This window comes from Cupriavidus sp. FW306-1B-F12B, from assembly GCF_058781795.1.
On record NZ_JBYSXC010000024.1, the window covers coordinates 1 to 15667 of the forward strand.

Sequence of the window (15667 nt, forward strand, 5' to 3'; positions counted from 1 at the left end):
ATTGCGGCTTGCGGTTTACAACTGCTTCGGCGGCTAACAATGAAAAATGCCGTTCAGTCTTAACTGAACGGCATTACACCCGAAGGTGCCTTTTGCCAGGAACTGCTGATCGGGTGTCGATCAGAAGATGTGGCGGATACCCAGTGCAGCGCCAGTCTGGTTGTTGCGGCCCGGCATTTCGGTGGTGGTGCCGCCCGAAACCTTGTTGAAGTCAACCGTGCCGTAGACCTGGGTGCGCTTGGACAGCGAGTACTCGGCCAGCAGCACGCCGGTGTAGCGGCGGCCGTTGTTGTCGTTCACGCCGTTCTTGTTCTCGACGTAGTCGCCGTAGAACACGCCGGTCAGCGCCAGGGCCGGGGTGGCCTGGTAGGTCAGGCCGATGTAGCCGATGGTGTCCTTGCGCGGGTTGCTGGCAGCGCCGGCGGTGACCACGGCCGGAGCAGGCGCGGCAGCCGAGTTGTTCAGGAAGCCGTTGTCGATCACGCCAGTGCGGTCCTTGCCGCCGACGTAGCCCACGAACAGCTTGGCCGGGCCAAAGGCGTATTTACCGGCCGCGCCCCACATTTGCTGCTTGTTGCCGTTGATGTCGCGGATTTCCTGGTACACGCCGCCGATGCCGAACGGACCGAACGAGTAAGCGGCACGGGTGCCCCAGTACTGGTTCTTGGTCATGCTGCCCGGCTGCTCGCCGAAGCCGTAGCTGGCGCCCACGTCCAGGCCGCCGAACTTGCCGGCGTAGCTGACCACGTTGTCGCTGCGGAACTGGGTCAGGAAGAACGGCCAGGCGTTGTTGGTGTAGTTGCCGATGGTCAGCGGATCGTAGTCGCCGAAGAAGTTAAAGCCTTCGGTGTACTGGCGGCCCAGCTTGATCGTGCCGAAGTCACCCGACAGGCCAACGTAAGCCTGACGACCGAACAGGCGGCCGTTCGGGTTGGTGGCGCTGGCCTGGTTGGAACGGCCGGTGTCCGGATCGAAGCCGCCTTCCAGCTGGAAGATTGCCTTCAGGTTGTTGCCGAGGGCTTCGCTGCCCTTCAGGCCCCAGCGGCTGTTGGTGACGGCGCCGTTGGTCAGTTCCCACAGATTGTCGTTGTTGGCGTTGGAGTTCGTCTGGAAGCGGATGCTCTGGTCAACGATACCGTACAGGGTAACGGACGATTGTGCGAACGCCGAACCTGCCAACAGGCTGCCGGCTGCGAGGACGATGGCCGATTTCTTCATGGTGCTCCTTTTCTGTCTTGTACTGTTCTCTCCGCCGGATCACGGCGTGGACGATTTTGTCTACGTTTCGTTGTAGACGCCGCGAAAATTTAACAAAACGTAAGCTACAAGGACACAAAACTCCGCCAAGCTGCGCTTTCAAGCAGGATTTTGGTGCAAATCCGTTGTCTCGCCGCTACAGAATTCCGAGTTGGGGCATTTTGGCAGCGCTGGCGAGCTGGCCTGCACACTGGGCTGGCGGGGAATCACGGCAGGGAGAAAGGGGGCCGGCCGATCGCGGCGCGCAAGCGGCGCCGCGGTCGGCGGAAAGACGGGAAGTGCGGGAAAACCGAAGGAGGAGGAACGAATCCGGCAGCGCCGGGATCCGTCCTCAGTTCTGCGGGATCTCGATCTTGACCTCGAGCACCTCGAGGTTGTCCTGGCGTTCCAGGCTGACGCGCAGGTCCTGGTCGCCGATCTTGACGTACTTGGAGATCACCGCCACCAGCTCGCGCTGCAGCGCGGGCAGGTAGTCGGCGGGCGCGGAATGGCCGGTGCGCTCGTGCGCCAGGATGATCTGCAGCCGCTCCTTGGCGACCGACGCGGACTTCTTCTTCTCTCCCAGCAGGAAGGAAAGGATCGACATGGGGTGAGCCCTCCTTGACCGTTACTTGTTGCCGAAGATGCGGGAGAGCAGCCCCGGCTTCTGGTAGTCGGTGAAACGCATCGGCTTGTCCTTGCCGAGGAAGCGGTCCACCACGTCGCCATAGGCGTCGGCCACGTCGCTGCCTTCCAGGTGGATGGCGGGCGTGCCCTGGTTCGAGGCGTGCAGCACGGCTTCCGACTCAGGCACCACGCCGATCAGCTTGATGCGCAGGATTTCCTGGATGTCGGTCAGCGACAGCATTTCGCCGCCATGCACGCGCTTGGGGTTGTAGCGCGTGATCAGCAGGTGTTCCTTGATCGGGTCGCCGCCTTCGCTGGCGCGCTTGGTCTTGGACGCCAGGATGCCCAGGATGCGGTCCGAATCGCGCACCGACGACACTTCCGGGTTGGTCACGATCAGCGCCTCGTCGGCGAAGTACATCGCCATCAGCGCGCCCGACTCGATGCCGGCGGGCGAGTCGCAGATGATGAATTCGAAATCCATCTCGATCAGGCCGTTGATGACCTTCTCGACGCCATCGCGCGTGAGCGCATCCTTGTCGCGCGTCTGCGAGGCCGGCAGGATGAACAGGTTCTCGCACTTCTTGTCCTTGATCAGCGCCTGGCGCAGGTTGGCTTCGCCCTGCACCACGTTGATCAGGTCGTACACCACGCGGCGCTCACAACCCATGATCAGGTCAAGGTTGCGCAGGCCGACGTCGAAGTCGATCACGGCAGTCTTGTGGCCGCGCAGGGCCAGGCCGGCGGCAAAGCTGGCGCTGGTGGTGGTCTTGCCGACGCCTCCCTTGCCGGAGGTCACAACGATGATTTTTGCCATGGCTCTTTGGTCCAGTAATAAGTTGAAGCTTGCGCTCTCTGCGATTCGGTCCCGGGGGCTGCCGCGGTTACTTGAGCCGCAGCGCTTCTAGGATCAGTTTTTCATCGGCCAGGCGCACCTGGGCGGTCTTGCCGAGCACATCGGCCGGAAGCGTCTGCTCCGCGGTCCGGTAGATGCCGGCGATGGAAATCAGTTCAGGCTCCATGCACGTGCTGAAGATGCGCGCGCCGGTGTTGCCCTTGACGCCCGCCAGCGCGCGTCCGCGCAGCGGGGCATAGACATGGATGTTGCCTTCGGCGATCACCTCGGCGCCGTAGCTGACCACGTCCAGGATGACCACGTCGCCCTGCGCGTAGACCTGCTGGCCCGAGCGCAGCGGCTTGTCGATCAGCATGGTCTGGGTCTGGCGGATGGCGGCGGCCACGGCGGCGTCGGTGCTGGCCTGCGCGGCGGCGCGGACGGATTCCTCGCGCGCGGCCTGTTCGGCGGCGGCCTGTTCCGCCGCGGCTGCGGCCTGGGCCTCGGCGGCGCGGTCGGCGCCACTGCCGCGGCGCGCCTGGCTGTCCAGCAGCGGCAGGCCGAAGCGCTCGGCCCACTCGCGCTGGGCAGGGCGGGCCACCACACCGATGGCGCGGGCCTTGAGCGTGGCCAGCGTGTCGATCACGGTGCCAAGCGCGACTTCGCTGTCATCTTCCAGCGCGCGCAGGTCCAGCGCGATCACGTCATTGGAAAAGAAGTCAGGGGTGGCTTCAAAGCGGGAGAGGAGGTCATCCCGCAGCGCAGCCATGTCGGCGGTCTGGAGGGCGAGAAGGAGGGCGTCTACGTTGCCACTGCGCAGCTCGAAGCGTGGCGATTTCTTCTGGGACATAGCCGGGTGACCGTGGAAATGCCACATTCTAACGTCGTATCTGTCGCGAACTGTAACAATTGGATCGATATGTACAGCAAGTGGCGCGTGGGTTCCATATGCGCGTGCACGGCACATCGTAGCGCCGGGCAAGTGCGGCCAGCGTGGTTTGCCGTGCGCGGCAACACGCATGGCGTCCGTCGCAGCGTAAAGGCTTGTTACGATTGCGCCATCTGATCAGCGGAGTTTCCATGGGCGCCATTGTCAATTGCGTGGCCTACCGGCAGGGCAAGCGGCTCAGCACGGTGGGCATGGAGGAGATTCCCACCGTGCTGGGCGTGCCGGGTACCTTTGTCTGGCTGGGCTTGCATGAGCCTGACCTCGCGCTGCTGCGCCAGGCCCAGCAGGCGTTCGGCCTGCACGACCTGGCGGTGGAAGATGCGCTTGATGCGCACCAGCGCCCCAAGCTCGAGGCCTACGGCGATTCGGTCTTCGTGGTGCTCAACACGGCGCAACTGGTGGAAGATGAAGTGGTGGTCGGCGAGACCCATCTCTTTGTCGGCCCCAACTACGTGGTTTCGGTGCGCCACGGTGCCAGCAGCACCTATGCGCCCGTGCGCGAGCGCTGCGAGCACGACCCGCACGGCCTGGCCAACGGCCCGGGCTATGTGTTGTACGCGCTGATGGACTTTGTCGTCGATCACTACATGCCCATCGTCACGCGCCTGGAAGACACCTTCGAGGCGCTGGAGCAGGGCATCTTCCGCGATGAGTTCGACCGCGCCGCGATCGAGCGCCTGTACCGGATCAAGCGCCAGGTGCTGCGCCTGCGCAATGCGGTCAGCCCGGTGGAGGACATGTGCGGCCAGCTGATCCGGCTGCACGAAGACCTGGTGCCGAAGGAGCTGCGCGCCTATTTCCGCGACATCGAAGACCACGCCAGCCGGCTGGTGCGCACGCTCGACGTGGTGCGCGAAATGCTGACCACCGCCGTGCAGGTCAACCTGGCGCTGGTCACCGTGGGCCAGAACGAGGTGGTCAAGCGCCTGGCCGGCTGGGGCGCGATCCTGGCGATCCCGACCGTGATCTTCAGCCTGTACGGCATGAACTTCGATTTCATGCCTGAGCTGAAAATCCCCTTCGCCTACCCGGCCGTGATCGGCGTGACCGCGGTCGCCTGCGGGGGACTGTGGCGGCGGCTGCATCGGGCCGGGTGGATCTGAAGACCTGGTATTATCTGTGCGAGGAATGATCGTGGCAGATATTATGGTCGATTGATTATTCGCATGGATATTCCGGCGATTCCGCGCCTGCCTACCGGCGCGGTGCCCTGACTCCTACACTTGAATCAGGAAGGCGCTGTGCCCGGAGTCCGCCATGTCGATTGCCCACCCCCCGATTGCCGCCTTGCTCGCCGGCGCCACCGCCGCATGGCTGTTGTGCACGCAGCCGGCGGCCTCCGCACCGCAGCCGCCTGCCCCCGCGCAGGCCCAGACCCGCGACGCGGTCACCGCATATGAAGCGGGCAACTTCGACCAGGCCCTGCGCGGCTTCGCCAATGCGGCCAGGCTGGGCAACCGCCTGGCCCAATTCAACTACGCAATGATGCTGCTGCGCGGCGAGGGCACTGCCGCCCGCCCGCAGGAGGCACTGGTCTGGCTGAAAAAAGCGGCCGACAACCAGATGACGCATGCCCAGTACACCTGGGGCGACCTCTATGAGCGCGGCGAACTGGTGCCGAAGTCACTGGAGGAAGCCAACCGCTGGTATGCGCTGGCGGCGCAGGGCGGGCATGTGCAGGCGCAGATGGCGCTGGCGACGAATTACTTCACTGGCCGGGGCGTGCCGCGCGACTACGGGCACGCGTTCACGTGGTACAGCCGCGCGGCCAGTGCCGGCGACGGCGGCGCGCAATACATCGTCGGCAGCTTCTATGAGCACGGCGAGCCCGGCGTGGTCGACCGGGATCTCGAGCAGGCCAAGATCTGGTATGCGCGCTCAGCCGCGCACGGGGATCCGGGCGCGCTGGCGAAGTTGCGGTCGTTGCTGGAGGAATCGGTGCGGGGAAGGGCGGCGAGGTAGAGCGGCGGGATGACTATGCCGGGAAGCGTCAACCATGTCTTCGCACACCTGTCACCTGTGTGCCCGGTCTGCACGGCGGGGGAGGGGCCAGACCGGCGCGGGATCATGGCTTCCCGCCGCTGCCACCTTCCTCATCATGCAGATGCTCGATGATCGCCGCCACCCGGTCCCCCAGGTATTTGTTGGCCGAGATCTCCAGCGCCCGCATCATCTCCGTCTCCGCCATCACCAGCGCCAGCGGGCGGATGCGCCACAGGATCTCCACCAGCCGCGGCACGTCCTGCGGCGGCGGCAGCTTGCCAATGCCAAAGCGGTCCAGCTCGCGCACCACGGTAGCGACGATATGGTCCGATACCGCCTGGAAATGCCCGCGCGACTGCGCGATGATCTCCAGCACGTCTTCCAGCGCAAAGCCCGCCTGGGCGATCTCCGCGCCCGCGGCCAGCGCGCGCGGGCTGCGTGCGAGATAGCCCAGCCCGTCCGGTTCCAGCAGCCCCAGCGAGATCGCCTTGGCCAGGGCCGGGCGCGAGATCGCGCGGCCGAACAGCCGCGCCAGCGCCAGGTAGGAGTAGTGCCGCGGCGTCTCGTTGGTCCACGGGCTGCTGATGGCGGTCTCCAGCCCCAGGATCGAGCGCAGGTCGTGCCCTTCGACGATGGCCTTGAGCAGCTCGGTGATATTGGCCAGCGTATAGCCGCGCGCCAGCAGGTGGTGGATCAGCTTGAGCCGCCCCAGGTGCGCCTGCGTGTAGATGCCCACGCGCCCGCGCCGCTGCGGCGGATCGATCAGGCCGCGGTCCTGGTAGGAGCGCACGTTGCGCACCGTGGTGCCGGCCACGCGCGCCAGCTCGTCGATGGTGTATTCCGGGGCGGGCGGCGTGGTGTCGGACGCCTGGCTGGTCGGGGACGAGGGAGGGCGGCGCCGGATCAGTGTCATGCGAAAAATTCTAACCGAGGAATGCGGCAGGCAAAGGTGGCGGCCGGTTTTGCCGATAATGAGGGCATTGCCGCCCCACCCTCAACGGTCCGCCTTCCATGCATATCCGCTGGCTCGAAGACTTCGTCTGCCTGGCCCAGGCCGGCAGCCTGGCGCGTGCCGCCGAGCTGCGCAACGTGACCCCGCCCGCGTTTGGCCGGCGCATGCAGGCGCTTGAGGTCTGGGCCGGCGCCCCGCTGATCGACCGCAGCGCGTTCCCGGTGCGGCTGACCGCCGAAGGGCGCCAGTTCCTGGAAGCCGCGCAGAGCGCCTTGCGCACGCTGGACGAGACCCGCGTGGCGCTGCGCGCCGCGCACCGCGCCGACGCCAGCACGGTCACCATTGCCACCGGCAAGACCCTGGCGCGCTCGATGGTGCCGGCGTGGCTGGCGGGCCTGCGCGAGGCGCTGCGGCACGACCCCGCGGCGGCCGGGTTCCGCACGCAGCTGTCGACCTTCCCGATGCATGACGCGCTGGCCATGTTTGCCGAGGGCGATGCCGATTTCCTGCTTTGCTACAGCCCGCCGGACCTGCCGGTGATGCTGGATGACGCGCGCTACCAGTTCCACCTGGCCGGCGTGGAGCGGCTGGTGTGCGTCAGCGCCGCCGACGAGCGCGGCGCGCCGCTGCACCGGTTGGCGACCGGCAAGGCTGCGGCGAAGCCGGTGCCCATGATCGCCTACGCCGAGACCCTGACACTCGGCCGCATGGTCAACCAGGAGATCGCGCGCCGCAAGCTGGCGCCGCGGCTGGACGTGATCGCGGTCAGCGACTTTGCCGAGTCGGTGCACGAGATGGTGCGCCAGCGCATGGGCCTGGCCTGGCTGCCGGCCCGCCTGATTGCCGACGACCTGCACGCCGGGCGCCTGGTGCGTGCCATCAGCGGCGCGCGCAGCGATGATGGCGGCGACCTGGCGCTCGATATCCGCCTGTACCGCCCGCGCGCGCCGATGCGCCCGCTGGCCGAGGCCTTCTGGCAGGCGGCGGTGCAGGCACCGCGCTGATGCGCCTTCGGCGACCATTGCCGAATCGGCAACCGCCCTTGCCAAAGCTGCACGCCGGGCCGCTTCCGCGCTCACTACCATCGCTCCACAACAACCATTCCGGGACCCCCAGAGCCAAGACCATGAAGACCATCCTGCGCGCGGCCGCTGCCGCACTCTGCCTTGCCGCTTCCGCCGGCGCCGTTGCCTCCGCCTGGCCCGCCAAGCCGATCACGCTGGTGGTGGGCTACACCGCCGGCGGCAGCGTCGACCTGGTGGCCCGCACCATCACCCCGGAACTGGGCAAGCGCCTGGGCCAGAGCGTGGTGATCGAGAACCTGGGTGGCGCCGGCGGCACCATCGGCGCGGCCAAGGTGGTCAAGGCCGAGGCCGACGGCTACACCCTGCTGATGGGCTCGGGCAGTGAAGTGTCGATTGCCCGTCTGACCAACCCCGCCGTGCGCTACGACGGCGAGAAGGACCTGGCGCCGGTGACCTTCGTCGGCACCCAGCCGATGGTGCTGGTCGGCAAGCCCGGGCTGGCGGCCAGGAACGCGGCCGAGCTGATCGCGCTGGCCAAGGCCCAGCCGGGCAAGCTGTCGTATGCCTCGTCGGGCGTGGGCACGCCGCTGAACCTGGCCGGCGAACTGATCAAGCAGCAGGGCAAGGTCAATATCACGCACGTGCCGTACAAGGGCGCGTCGGCCATGGCCACCGACCTGCTCGGCGGCCAGATCGACCTGGCGGTGATGGTGCTGTCGTCGGCGCTGCCGCATATCCAGGCCGGCCGCGTGCAGGCCTACGGCGTGACCAACGCCAAGCGCTCGCCGGTGGCGCCGAACGTGCCCGCGCTGGCCGAGACGCCCGCGCTCAAGGGCGTCGACATGGGCGTGTGGTTCGGCCTGATGGGCCCGGCCAAGCTGCCGCAAGCGGTGGTGGAGCGCCTGAACACCGAGATGCAGGCCGTGCTGGCCATGCCGGATGTGAAGAAGAAGCTGGCAGAAGCCGGCGTGGAAGTGGCGCCGGCCAATCCGGCGCAGTTCGGCAGCTTTATCAAGCGCGAGACGGGGCGCTATCGCACCATCGTGCAGACGGCTGGCATTCACGAGTAAGAGCTGGGGCGGGCGGCGCTGGCAAGGCCCCGCCGCCCATCCTCAACCTGATCCCAAGAACACGACCCGGCGGCACCGACCCGCCAGGCGCCCTGAACGCACCGATTCCCATGACCCAGTCCACCGCACCGATCGACGCCTACCCAGTCGATGTCGCGTTCCCCGACATCCGCGCCTACGCCGCCGGCAACACCGGCATCCCCTACCTGTACACCTTCGACAGCGGCCAGCCCGGCCCGCACGTGATGGTCAATGCGCTGACCCACGGCAACGAGGTCTGCGGCGCCATCGCCGTCAAGGCGTTGCTGGACCACGGACTGCGCCCGCGCCGCGGCCGGCTGACGCTGGCGTTTGCCAACGTCGACGCGTACCACAGCTTCGATGCCGCCAGGCCCGACGCATCGCGCTTTGTCGACCAGGATTTCAACCGCGTGTGGACCGCCAGGGTGCTCGATGATGCCAGCCTCGATTCATCCGAGCTGCGCCGCGCGCGTGCCATGCGCCCGGTGATCGACACCATCGACCTGCTGCTGGACCTGCATTCGATGCACGAGAAAAGCCGGCCGCTGATCGTCTCCGGCCCGCTCGACAAGGGCATCGCCCTGTCGCGCGCGCTGGGCGCGCCGGCCGACGTGATCGTCGACGAAGGCCACCCCGAAGGCCGCCGCATGCGCGACTACGATGGCTTTGGCGATGCCGCCAGCCCGCGCAACGCACTGCTGATCGAGTGCGGCCAGCACTGGGAGCCCGCCGCCGTGACCGTGGCGCAGGACAGCACCGCGCGCTTCCTGCTGCATGCCGGCGTGATCGATGAAAGCGATTTGCCCGCAGGCTGGCTGCAGCGGCTGCCCGCCACGCAGCGCGTGGTGCGCGTGACCGAGCCGGTGGTGGCCACCAGCATGGACTTCCGCTTTGCCGGCCCCTATACCGGGCTGGAGACCTTTACCGAGGCCGGGACCGTAATCGGCTGGCGCGACGGCGAGCCAGTGGTGACGCCGTATCCGGATTGCGTGCTGGTGATGCCGTCGCTGCGCCAGTTGCGCCCGGGCGTGACCGTGGTGCGCCTGGGGCGGCTGGAGCGCTGATCCGGGTACGCTGGGCCGGGCGCGGCTGCGCCCGGCAAGATGCTGCGCAGACAGGCATGGCCCGGCCCGCCGGTCGAGTGCGGACAGGCTAGGCCGCCGGGGCGGCCGTGCCCGCCGGCGGCTGGGGCGGCGGCAGCATGCCGGGGAACAGTTGCTCGACCAGCTCATCCAGCTTGGACGAAGGCTGCACGAAGTTGCTCAGGTTGAGCCCGCCCGCGCTGCGGTTGGCGTTATAGATGGCCTTGCCGACACGGTCGCCGTTGCGGAACACGGTGATGTCCGCGCTGTTCAGGTACGCAGTCCAGTACCAGGCGCTGCGCGCCGTGTACAGCGCCACCACCGGGCACGCCGCGATCGAGGTCTGCGCCTGCAGCACCTTCACCTCGAAATTGCGCCGCCGCAGCGATGAGAGAAAGTTCTCGACAAAGTCATTGCCCGTGACCGGGTTCACCACCACGCACAGCAGCGTGCCGTTGGCGCCGTAGTTGCCCAGCGGGCCGCCGCCAGCGGGCACCTGGAACGCGACAAGGGGATCGGTGCGGTCGGGCCGGTCGACCGGGGTCACTGCCTGGTAGGTCGAGCAACCGGTGATCAGCAGGCCAAGGCCTGCGGCCAGCAGAGCTTTGTACATGGATGTCCTGTGTGGCTGGGGCGGGCTGCCATGCAAGACACAGTGGCCACCGCATACCTTCACACTGTAGGCGCCGGCACGCAGATCCAATCGCCCAAACAGAAGCGCAAAACGGCCGCTTCTGCGCCGGCGTGGCGCCTCAGCCGCCCGCGCTGCCGCCTTGCGCCAGCCGGCCTACCAGGACCAGGCAAAGCCCGGCAAGGCAGACCCCGATGACGGCGACCTGCAGCCGCGTGACGGGTCTGCCGCCAAACAGCGTCTGGCTGAGCCAGGCGGGCGAGACCACGCCGACGATGGTGGCCACCATGATCAGGATGGCAAGGACGGACAGAACGGATTGCATGGCGGGACTCCGGAATCTTGAGACAAGCGCGATCAGTTGGCGCCGCCGCGCAGCAGGCAGTCGCGCAGCAGCGGTGCGCCATCGGCCAGCCCGGCGCCGTTGCATTCCAGCGCCACCTTCTGGCCGCGCCGCACCATGGTGGCGCGGGCCTCCACCTCGCACACCCGCCCTGCCGGGCCGCAGATCTGGCGTTGCAGCAGCAGTGCGCGCACATTCACGCCGGGATCGTTGGTGCGGATATCGACAAAGACCTGGTCGCCCTCGCGGCGAATGCCGCTGGCGACGCCTTCGACGATCAGGTACTGGCCCAGGTAGCGGGTGTCGGCTTCCTTGGGATTGCCGCGGTAGTCATTCAGCAGCGTGTCGGCCTGGAGCTGCGGCAGGCGGTCAGCGGGGCGCTCGGGGTCGATGCTGATCGGGTCGAGCGTGCCGTCGCGCGGCACCCCGCGCACGACGCTGGCCGGCACCGCGCTGGCTTCGGCCTGCGTTTCGGGCGCGGCACCGCCGACATCGTCGCGGCGGTCATTGCCGGCAAACCACAACATGCCAAGGACAGCCACGGCGACGATGGCAATAAGGATTTGCTGGGTACGGTTCAACATCGGAAGGTCCTGCGTCAGTGAATGCGAAAGGCGGAACGGGATTATGCGCCCTGCCTGCCGCAAAAGCGCTCAATCGCCGCCACGGCATGGTCGACGCCGCGTTCGGCGGCCATCGCGCGGCCCAGCCTGGCGGCCCGTTCGCGCGTGGCCGGTTGCTCGGTAAAGGCGATCATCGACGCCAGCCGCGGCGCGTCGATCTTGTGCCCGGCGACATGACGCGGCGCCACGCCCAGCGCCGCCAGCCGGCCCGCCCAGAAGAACTGGTCGCCCGCAAACGGCAGCACGATCGCCGGCACGCCCGCCGCCGCGGCCGCATGCGTGGTGCCCGCACCGCCGTGATGGATTGCCGCCGACACGCGCGGCAACAGCCAGTCATGCGGGGTGGCGCCCACCACGTGGAAGTTGGATGGCAACGCCGCCACGTCGATGCCGCTCCAGCCCGGATAGAACAGCGCGCGCCGGCCATCGGCCGCCTGCACCAGCGCCGTCACCACCTTGTGCCGGTCAAAGCCCGCCATGCTGCCAAAGCCGATATAGAGCGGCGCCTCGCCGGCCGCCAGGAAGTCGCGCAGCGGCGCGTCCGGTTGCCAGTCCGGCTGCGGCGGCATGGTCCACGCGCCGCTCACCAGCCAGTCGTCATGCCAGTCATGCGGACGCGGGACCAGTTGCGGCGAGATCGCGTACAGCGTCGGAAAGTCCGCCCACATCGCCTTGCGCGCCGACGCGCCGAACAGCCTGGAGCGCGCAGCATTGGTCGCGCTACGGAACATGCGCCACAGCACGAAGTTGATCACGTGGTGGCTGGCGCGATTGGCCCACCCCGGCATCCTGAACGGCGGCAGCAGCGCGGACGGAAAGGCCCGCGTCGGCGAGATCGGGAACATGCCTGCGCCGATCACCGGCTTGCCCAACTGCTCGCCCACCGACAGCGCCACATACGCCGTCAGCCCCGAGAACACGATGCCGTCGGCAGCGCGCGCGGCCTGCGCCAGTTGCGACATCCACGCCTCGGTGTTGTCCTCGGCAATGCGCCCGAATGCCCGCGTGGCCTCGGCGACGTTGCCGCCTTCGGTCATCAGCTTGTGCAGCGCGCCGCCCGGCGCCAGCGTCTGCTTGATGTCGCCTGCCATCGGTGCAAAGGCGAGGCCGTGCTCTGCCGCGAGCGTGGCTGCCGAGCGTTCGCCCAGCATCAGCACGTCATGGCCGGCGGCGCGCAGGCCGAGGCCCAGCGAGACGATGGGGCGGCAGTCGCCCTGGGTACCGAAGGTGATGAGGGTCAGACGCATGGCGGGAGAGGCGCCGACGGGCTGGCGCGGGCATGTCAGCGAGTGGCTTGCAGTTTACTTTCCGGTGTCTTTCCGCGCAGCGACATGGGGCTGCGCCTGCGGGTATCACTTGCCGATGCAGAACCGCGTAAAGATCGTCCCCAGCAGATCATCACTGGTGAACTCACCCGTAATGCTGTTCAGGCAATCCTGCGCCAGCCGCAGCTCTTCGGCAAACAGGTCCAGCGCCTGCGCCTGGTGCTCGGCCTGCTCGGCTGCGATATCCAGGTGCGATTGCGCATTCCGCAGCGCCGTCAGGTGCCGCTCGCGCGCCAGGAAGTTGCCTTCATTGCCTGACTGCCAGCCCACCAGCCGCAGCAGCTCGCGGCGCAGCAGTTCAATGCCGGCTCCGGTGCGCGCCGAGATCCAGATCTCGGTCGGGTTGGGGCCGTTGGCGGCGACCACGTGCGGGCGGTTGCCGCCGAAGATGACATCGCCGACCGCGGGCGCCTTGTCGATCTTGTTGACGATGCGCACGATCGGCGAGCCCGGCGGCAGCTGGCCGCTGAGCTGGTCGTCGATGGCGTCGTCAGTCTCCGACAGGCCATGGCGCAGGTAGTCGGTGGCGTCGACCAGGTGCAGCACGATGTCGGCGCGGCGGATGGCGTCCCAGGTGCGTTCGATGCCGATGCGCTCGACTTCGTCGGCGGCGTGCTCGCGCAGGCCGGCGGTGTCGATGATATGCAGCGGGATGCCGTCGATCTGGATGGTCTCGCGCACGCGGTCGCGCGTGGTGCCGGCGATGGGCGTGACGATGGCCAGCTCCGCGCCGGCCAGCGCGTTCAGCAGCGACGACTTGCCCACGTTGGGCTGGCCCGCCAGCACCACCGACAGGCCCTCGCGCAGCAGCGCGCCCTGGCGCGCCTGCGCCAGCACGCCGCCAAGTTCGGTGCGGATGGTGGCAAGCTGGCCGCGCGCGTCGGACTGCTCCAGGAAATCGATCTCTTCTTCGGGGAAGTCCAGCGTGGCTTCGACCAGCATGCGCAGGTGGATGACCTTATCCACAAGCTGGCGGATAGCGTTGGAGAATTCGCCCTCCATTGAACGCGCCGCCGAGCGCGCCGCGGCCTCGGTGCTGGCTTCGATCAGGTCGGCCACGGCCTCGGCCTGGGCCAGGTCGAGCTTGTCGTTGAGGAAGGCGCGCCGCGTGAACTCGCCGGGCTCTGCCAGGCGCAGGCCGATGCCGTCGCCCGCTTGCAGGCAGCGTGTCAGCAGCATCTGCATCACCACCGGGCCGCCGTGGCCCTGCAGCTCGAGCACTTCCTCGCCGGTATAGGAATTGGGCGCCGGGAAATACAGCGCCAGGCCGTGGTCGATGACCTTGCCATGGCCATCGAGGAACGGCAGGTAGGTGGCGTGGCGCGGCTTCAGCGCCTGGCCGCAGACGGCGCGCATCACCGGGCCGACATCGGGGCCCGACACACGCACCACGCCGATGCCGCCGCGTCCGGGCGCGGTGGCGATGGCGGCAATGGGAACCTGGGGAGCAGTCATGGCGGTATTGTCGCAGATCGGGTGCAGTTGGCGTGGCACGCGGTGGGCAGGCCGCCGTGGCGGGCGGGGTGGTCAGCCGGCGCCGGGCAGCGGCCGCGGCGCCTCGTCCGGCATTGCCTGCGCCTGCAGGCATTCGGCCAGCAGCCGGCGCGCGACGATGCCGTCGACAAAGCGGCCGAGCTTCGCCTGCCCTTTGACCAGCTTGCGATGCAGGTCCCTGGTGTAGCGGGAGGGCAGCACCGGCTCGAATGCCTCGATCACATAGCGCAGTCGCTTGCCGGCGATGCGCTGCTCATGCACCGCGCGGGGATCGCCGCGGCGTGCAGCCTTTGCCAGCGCGCGCAGGCGCTTGCGGCCGCGGCGCACGCGCTTGCGCGCAAGGGGCCCGAGGCGGCCACCGTCACTGCGGGCGCGGGCGGCCAGGTGGGCCAGGTGCGCCAGGTCGCGATGCAGCGCGGGCAGCGGCCAGTCACGGTAGCCGGCCAGGGCCGCCAGCATGGTTTGCCGCGCGGTGTCGCGGCGCTCCCGGGCGGTATCGGCGATGGCCGACAGCACGGTATCGTCAGGTTCCAGTTTGCGCGCCGGTGCAATGGTTTCGGCCAGGAATACATCCCAGTCGCGCACGTCGCTGGTGGCGCGCGCCAGCATGCGCAGGTCATGCTTCCAGCGATCGCGCTCCTGCCGCGGCAACGACGGCCCCAGCGCCCACAGCACCGCGCGCGCATGGCGCACCGCCACGCGCAGCGCGTGCAGGTCTTCGGGCTCGTCGCGGCGCAGCAACTGGGCCAGGCTCGCTTCGATGCGCGCCAGGCTTGCCTGCGTCAGCGCGGCAAAGGCCGCGGCGGGGCGCGTCTTGCGGCGCAGTGTGGGGGGATGGGTGTCGGCGATCATTGCGGGCTGCATGCGCTCAGGCGCGCACGCGGGTCGCGGATGCTTCCAGTGTAGGCGACAGCACGCCGGCCCGCTTCCGCGCGGCGTAACAGGCGCATGGATGGTTGACAGCCCCGCGCCTTCACGCTGCAATGCGCACATCCCGGTGATGCAGGGACCCGACAAGGAACAGCCATGACCACTGAACAGGAACGGCTTCTGCTGCGCGACACCATCGAGGCGGGCTTTCGCCAGGCCGCCTTTGTCAACGATGTCGGCATCACGCTGGCGGACTGCGGGCCCGGCTGGTGCGAATCCACGCTGGCCATTGCGCCGCGCCACCTGCAGCACGGCGGCATCGTCCATGCGGGCGTGCAGGCCACCATCGCGGATCACACCGCGGGCGCGGCGGCATCCACCATCCTGGAGGCAGGCCAGCACGTGGTCACCGCGGAGTTCAAGATCAACCTGCTCAGGGCCGTGCGCAGCGAACGGCTGCGCTGCCGTGCCGATGTGCTCAAGTCCGGCCGTTCGATCATCGTGGTGGAGGCGGATGTCTTTGCCGACCTCCACGGTGAATCGGTGCTGGTCAGCCGCCTGAACGCCACCATGAGCGTGCTGGACCTGGCCTGAGCCCCCT

The 15667-nt window shown here is 68.1% G+C and carries 17 protein-coding genes; 6 read left to right on the forward strand and 11 right to left on the reverse strand.

Annotation, left to right across the window (positions count from 1 at the left end; genetic code table 11):
- Nucleotides 1-120 precede the first annotated feature (120 nt).
- The 4 genes from AC3WLE_RS28850 to minC all read right to left on the reverse strand — a co-directional run bounded on the left by AC3WLE_RS28850 (nucleotide 121) and on the right by minC (nucleotide 3548).
- On the reverse strand, nucleotides 121-1218 hold the full coding sequence (locus tag AC3WLE_RS28850) for a porin (protein ID WP_492320815.1): 1098 nt from the start codon (nucleotides 1216-1218) through the stop codon (nucleotides 121-123).
- 370 nt (nucleotides 1219-1588) lie between these two features.
- A complete protein-coding gene (gene minE / locus AC3WLE_RS28855; protein ID WP_010811451.1) occupies nucleotides 1589-1843 on the reverse strand; it encodes a cell division topological specificity factor MinE in 255 nt (84 codons plus the stop codon).
- A gap of 21 nt (nucleotides 1844-1864) precedes the next feature.
- On the reverse strand, nucleotides 1865-2680 hold the full coding sequence (gene minD, locus AC3WLE_RS28860) for a septum site-determining protein MinD (protein ID WP_013955180.1): 816 nt from the start codon (nucleotides 2678-2680) through the stop codon (nucleotides 1865-1867).
- Nucleotides 2681-2747: 67 nt separating this feature from the next.
- Entirely contained in the window at nucleotides 2748-3548 is an 801-nt protein-coding gene (gene minC / locus AC3WLE_RS28865; protein WP_492320814.1) for a septum site-determining protein MinC, read from the reverse strand.
- 230 nt (nucleotides 3549-3778) lie between these two features.
- Here minC and AC3WLE_RS28870 point away from each other — a divergent pair, with 230 nt between their 5' ends.
- Nucleotides 3779-4750 (forward strand): magnesium and cobalt transport protein CorA, encoded by a 972-nt coding sequence (locus AC3WLE_RS28870; protein ID WP_492320813.1) that lies wholly within the window; start codon nucleotides 3779-3781, stop codon nucleotides 4748-4750.
- A gap of 154 nt (nucleotides 4751-4904) precedes the next feature.
- Complete coding sequence (locus tag AC3WLE_RS28875) at nucleotides 4905-5609, forward strand: tetratricopeptide repeat protein (RefSeq protein WP_492320812.1); 705 nt, start codon at nucleotides 4905-4907, stop codon at nucleotides 5607-5609.
- Nucleotides 5610-5712: 103 nt separating this feature from the next.
- Here the strand turns inward: AC3WLE_RS28875 and AC3WLE_RS28880 are convergent, their stop codons facing one another.
- Nucleotides 5713-6543 (reverse strand): MerR family transcriptional regulator, encoded by an 831-nt coding sequence (locus tag AC3WLE_RS28880; protein WP_492320811.1) that lies wholly within the window; start codon nucleotides 6541-6543, stop codon nucleotides 5713-5715.
- Nucleotides 6544-6641: 98 nt separating this feature from the next.
- Between AC3WLE_RS28880 and AC3WLE_RS28885 the strand changes: the two genes are divergently transcribed.
- The 3 genes from AC3WLE_RS28885 (at nucleotide 6642) to AC3WLE_RS28895 (ending at nucleotide 9762) form a co-directional block, all read left to right on the forward strand.
- On the forward strand, nucleotides 6642-7586 hold the full coding sequence (locus AC3WLE_RS28885; RefSeq protein ID WP_492320810.1) for a LysR family transcriptional regulator: 945 nt from the start codon (nucleotides 6642-6644) through the stop codon (nucleotides 7584-7586).
- Nucleotides 7587-7708: 122 nt separating this feature from the next.
- A complete protein-coding gene (locus tag AC3WLE_RS28890; RefSeq protein ID WP_492357218.1) occupies nucleotides 7709-8677 on the forward strand; it encodes a Bug family tripartite tricarboxylate transporter substrate binding protein in 969 nt (322 codons plus the stop codon).
- Between the two features lie 110 nt (nucleotides 8678-8787).
- A complete protein-coding gene (locus AC3WLE_RS28895; protein WP_492320809.1) occupies nucleotides 8788-9762 on the forward strand; it encodes a M14 family metallopeptidase in 975 nt (324 codons plus the stop codon).
- Between the two features lie 88 nt (nucleotides 9763-9850).
- On the opposite strand, the gene AC3WLE_RS28900 is transcribed toward AC3WLE_RS28895, so the two are convergent.
- From AC3WLE_RS28900 to AC3WLE_RS28925, 6 genes are all read right to left on the reverse strand, one after another.
- The gene (locus AC3WLE_RS28900) at nucleotides 9851-10393 is read right to left on the reverse strand and encodes an Sbal_3080 family lipoprotein (protein WP_492320808.1); all 543 of its coding nucleotides are present in this window, start codon (nucleotides 10391-10393) and stop codon (nucleotides 9851-9853) included.
- Nucleotides 10394-10532: 139 nt separating this feature from the next.
- A complete protein-coding gene (locus tag AC3WLE_RS28905) occupies nucleotides 10533-10736 on the reverse strand; it encodes a hypothetical protein (RefSeq protein ID WP_492320807.1) in 204 nt (67 codons plus the stop codon).
- Between the two features lie 32 nt (nucleotides 10737-10768).
- A complete protein-coding gene (locus tag AC3WLE_RS28910) occupies nucleotides 10769-11338 on the reverse strand; it encodes an OB-fold putative lipoprotein (RefSeq protein WP_492320806.1) in 570 nt (189 codons plus the stop codon).
- 41 nt (nucleotides 11339-11379) lie between these two features.
- Entirely contained in the window at nucleotides 11380-12624 is a 1245-nt protein-coding gene (locus AC3WLE_RS28915; RefSeq protein ID WP_492320805.1) for a glycosyltransferase, read from the reverse strand.
- A gap of 105 nt (nucleotides 12625-12729) precedes the next feature.
- On the reverse strand, nucleotides 12730-14157 hold the full coding sequence (gene mnmE, locus AC3WLE_RS28920) for a tRNA uridine-5-carboxymethylaminomethyl(34) synthesis GTPase MnmE (protein WP_492320804.1): 1428 nt from the start codon (nucleotides 14155-14157) through the stop codon (nucleotides 12730-12732).
- Nucleotides 14158-14229: 72 nt separating this feature from the next.
- Nucleotides 14230-15048 carry a CHAD domain-containing protein gene (locus AC3WLE_RS28925; protein ID WP_492353002.1) on the reverse strand — a complete coding sequence of 273 codons (819 nt, stop codon included), beginning with the start codon at nucleotides 15046-15048 and terminating at the stop codon, nucleotides 14230-14232.
- 174 nt (nucleotides 15049-15222) lie between these two features.
- Between AC3WLE_RS28925 and AC3WLE_RS28930 the strand changes: the two genes are divergently transcribed.
- Complete coding sequence (locus tag AC3WLE_RS28930) at nucleotides 15223-15660, forward strand: PaaI family thioesterase (protein ID WP_492320802.1); 438 nt, start codon at nucleotides 15223-15225, stop codon at nucleotides 15658-15660.
- Nucleotides 15661-15667 lie beyond the last annotated feature (7 nt).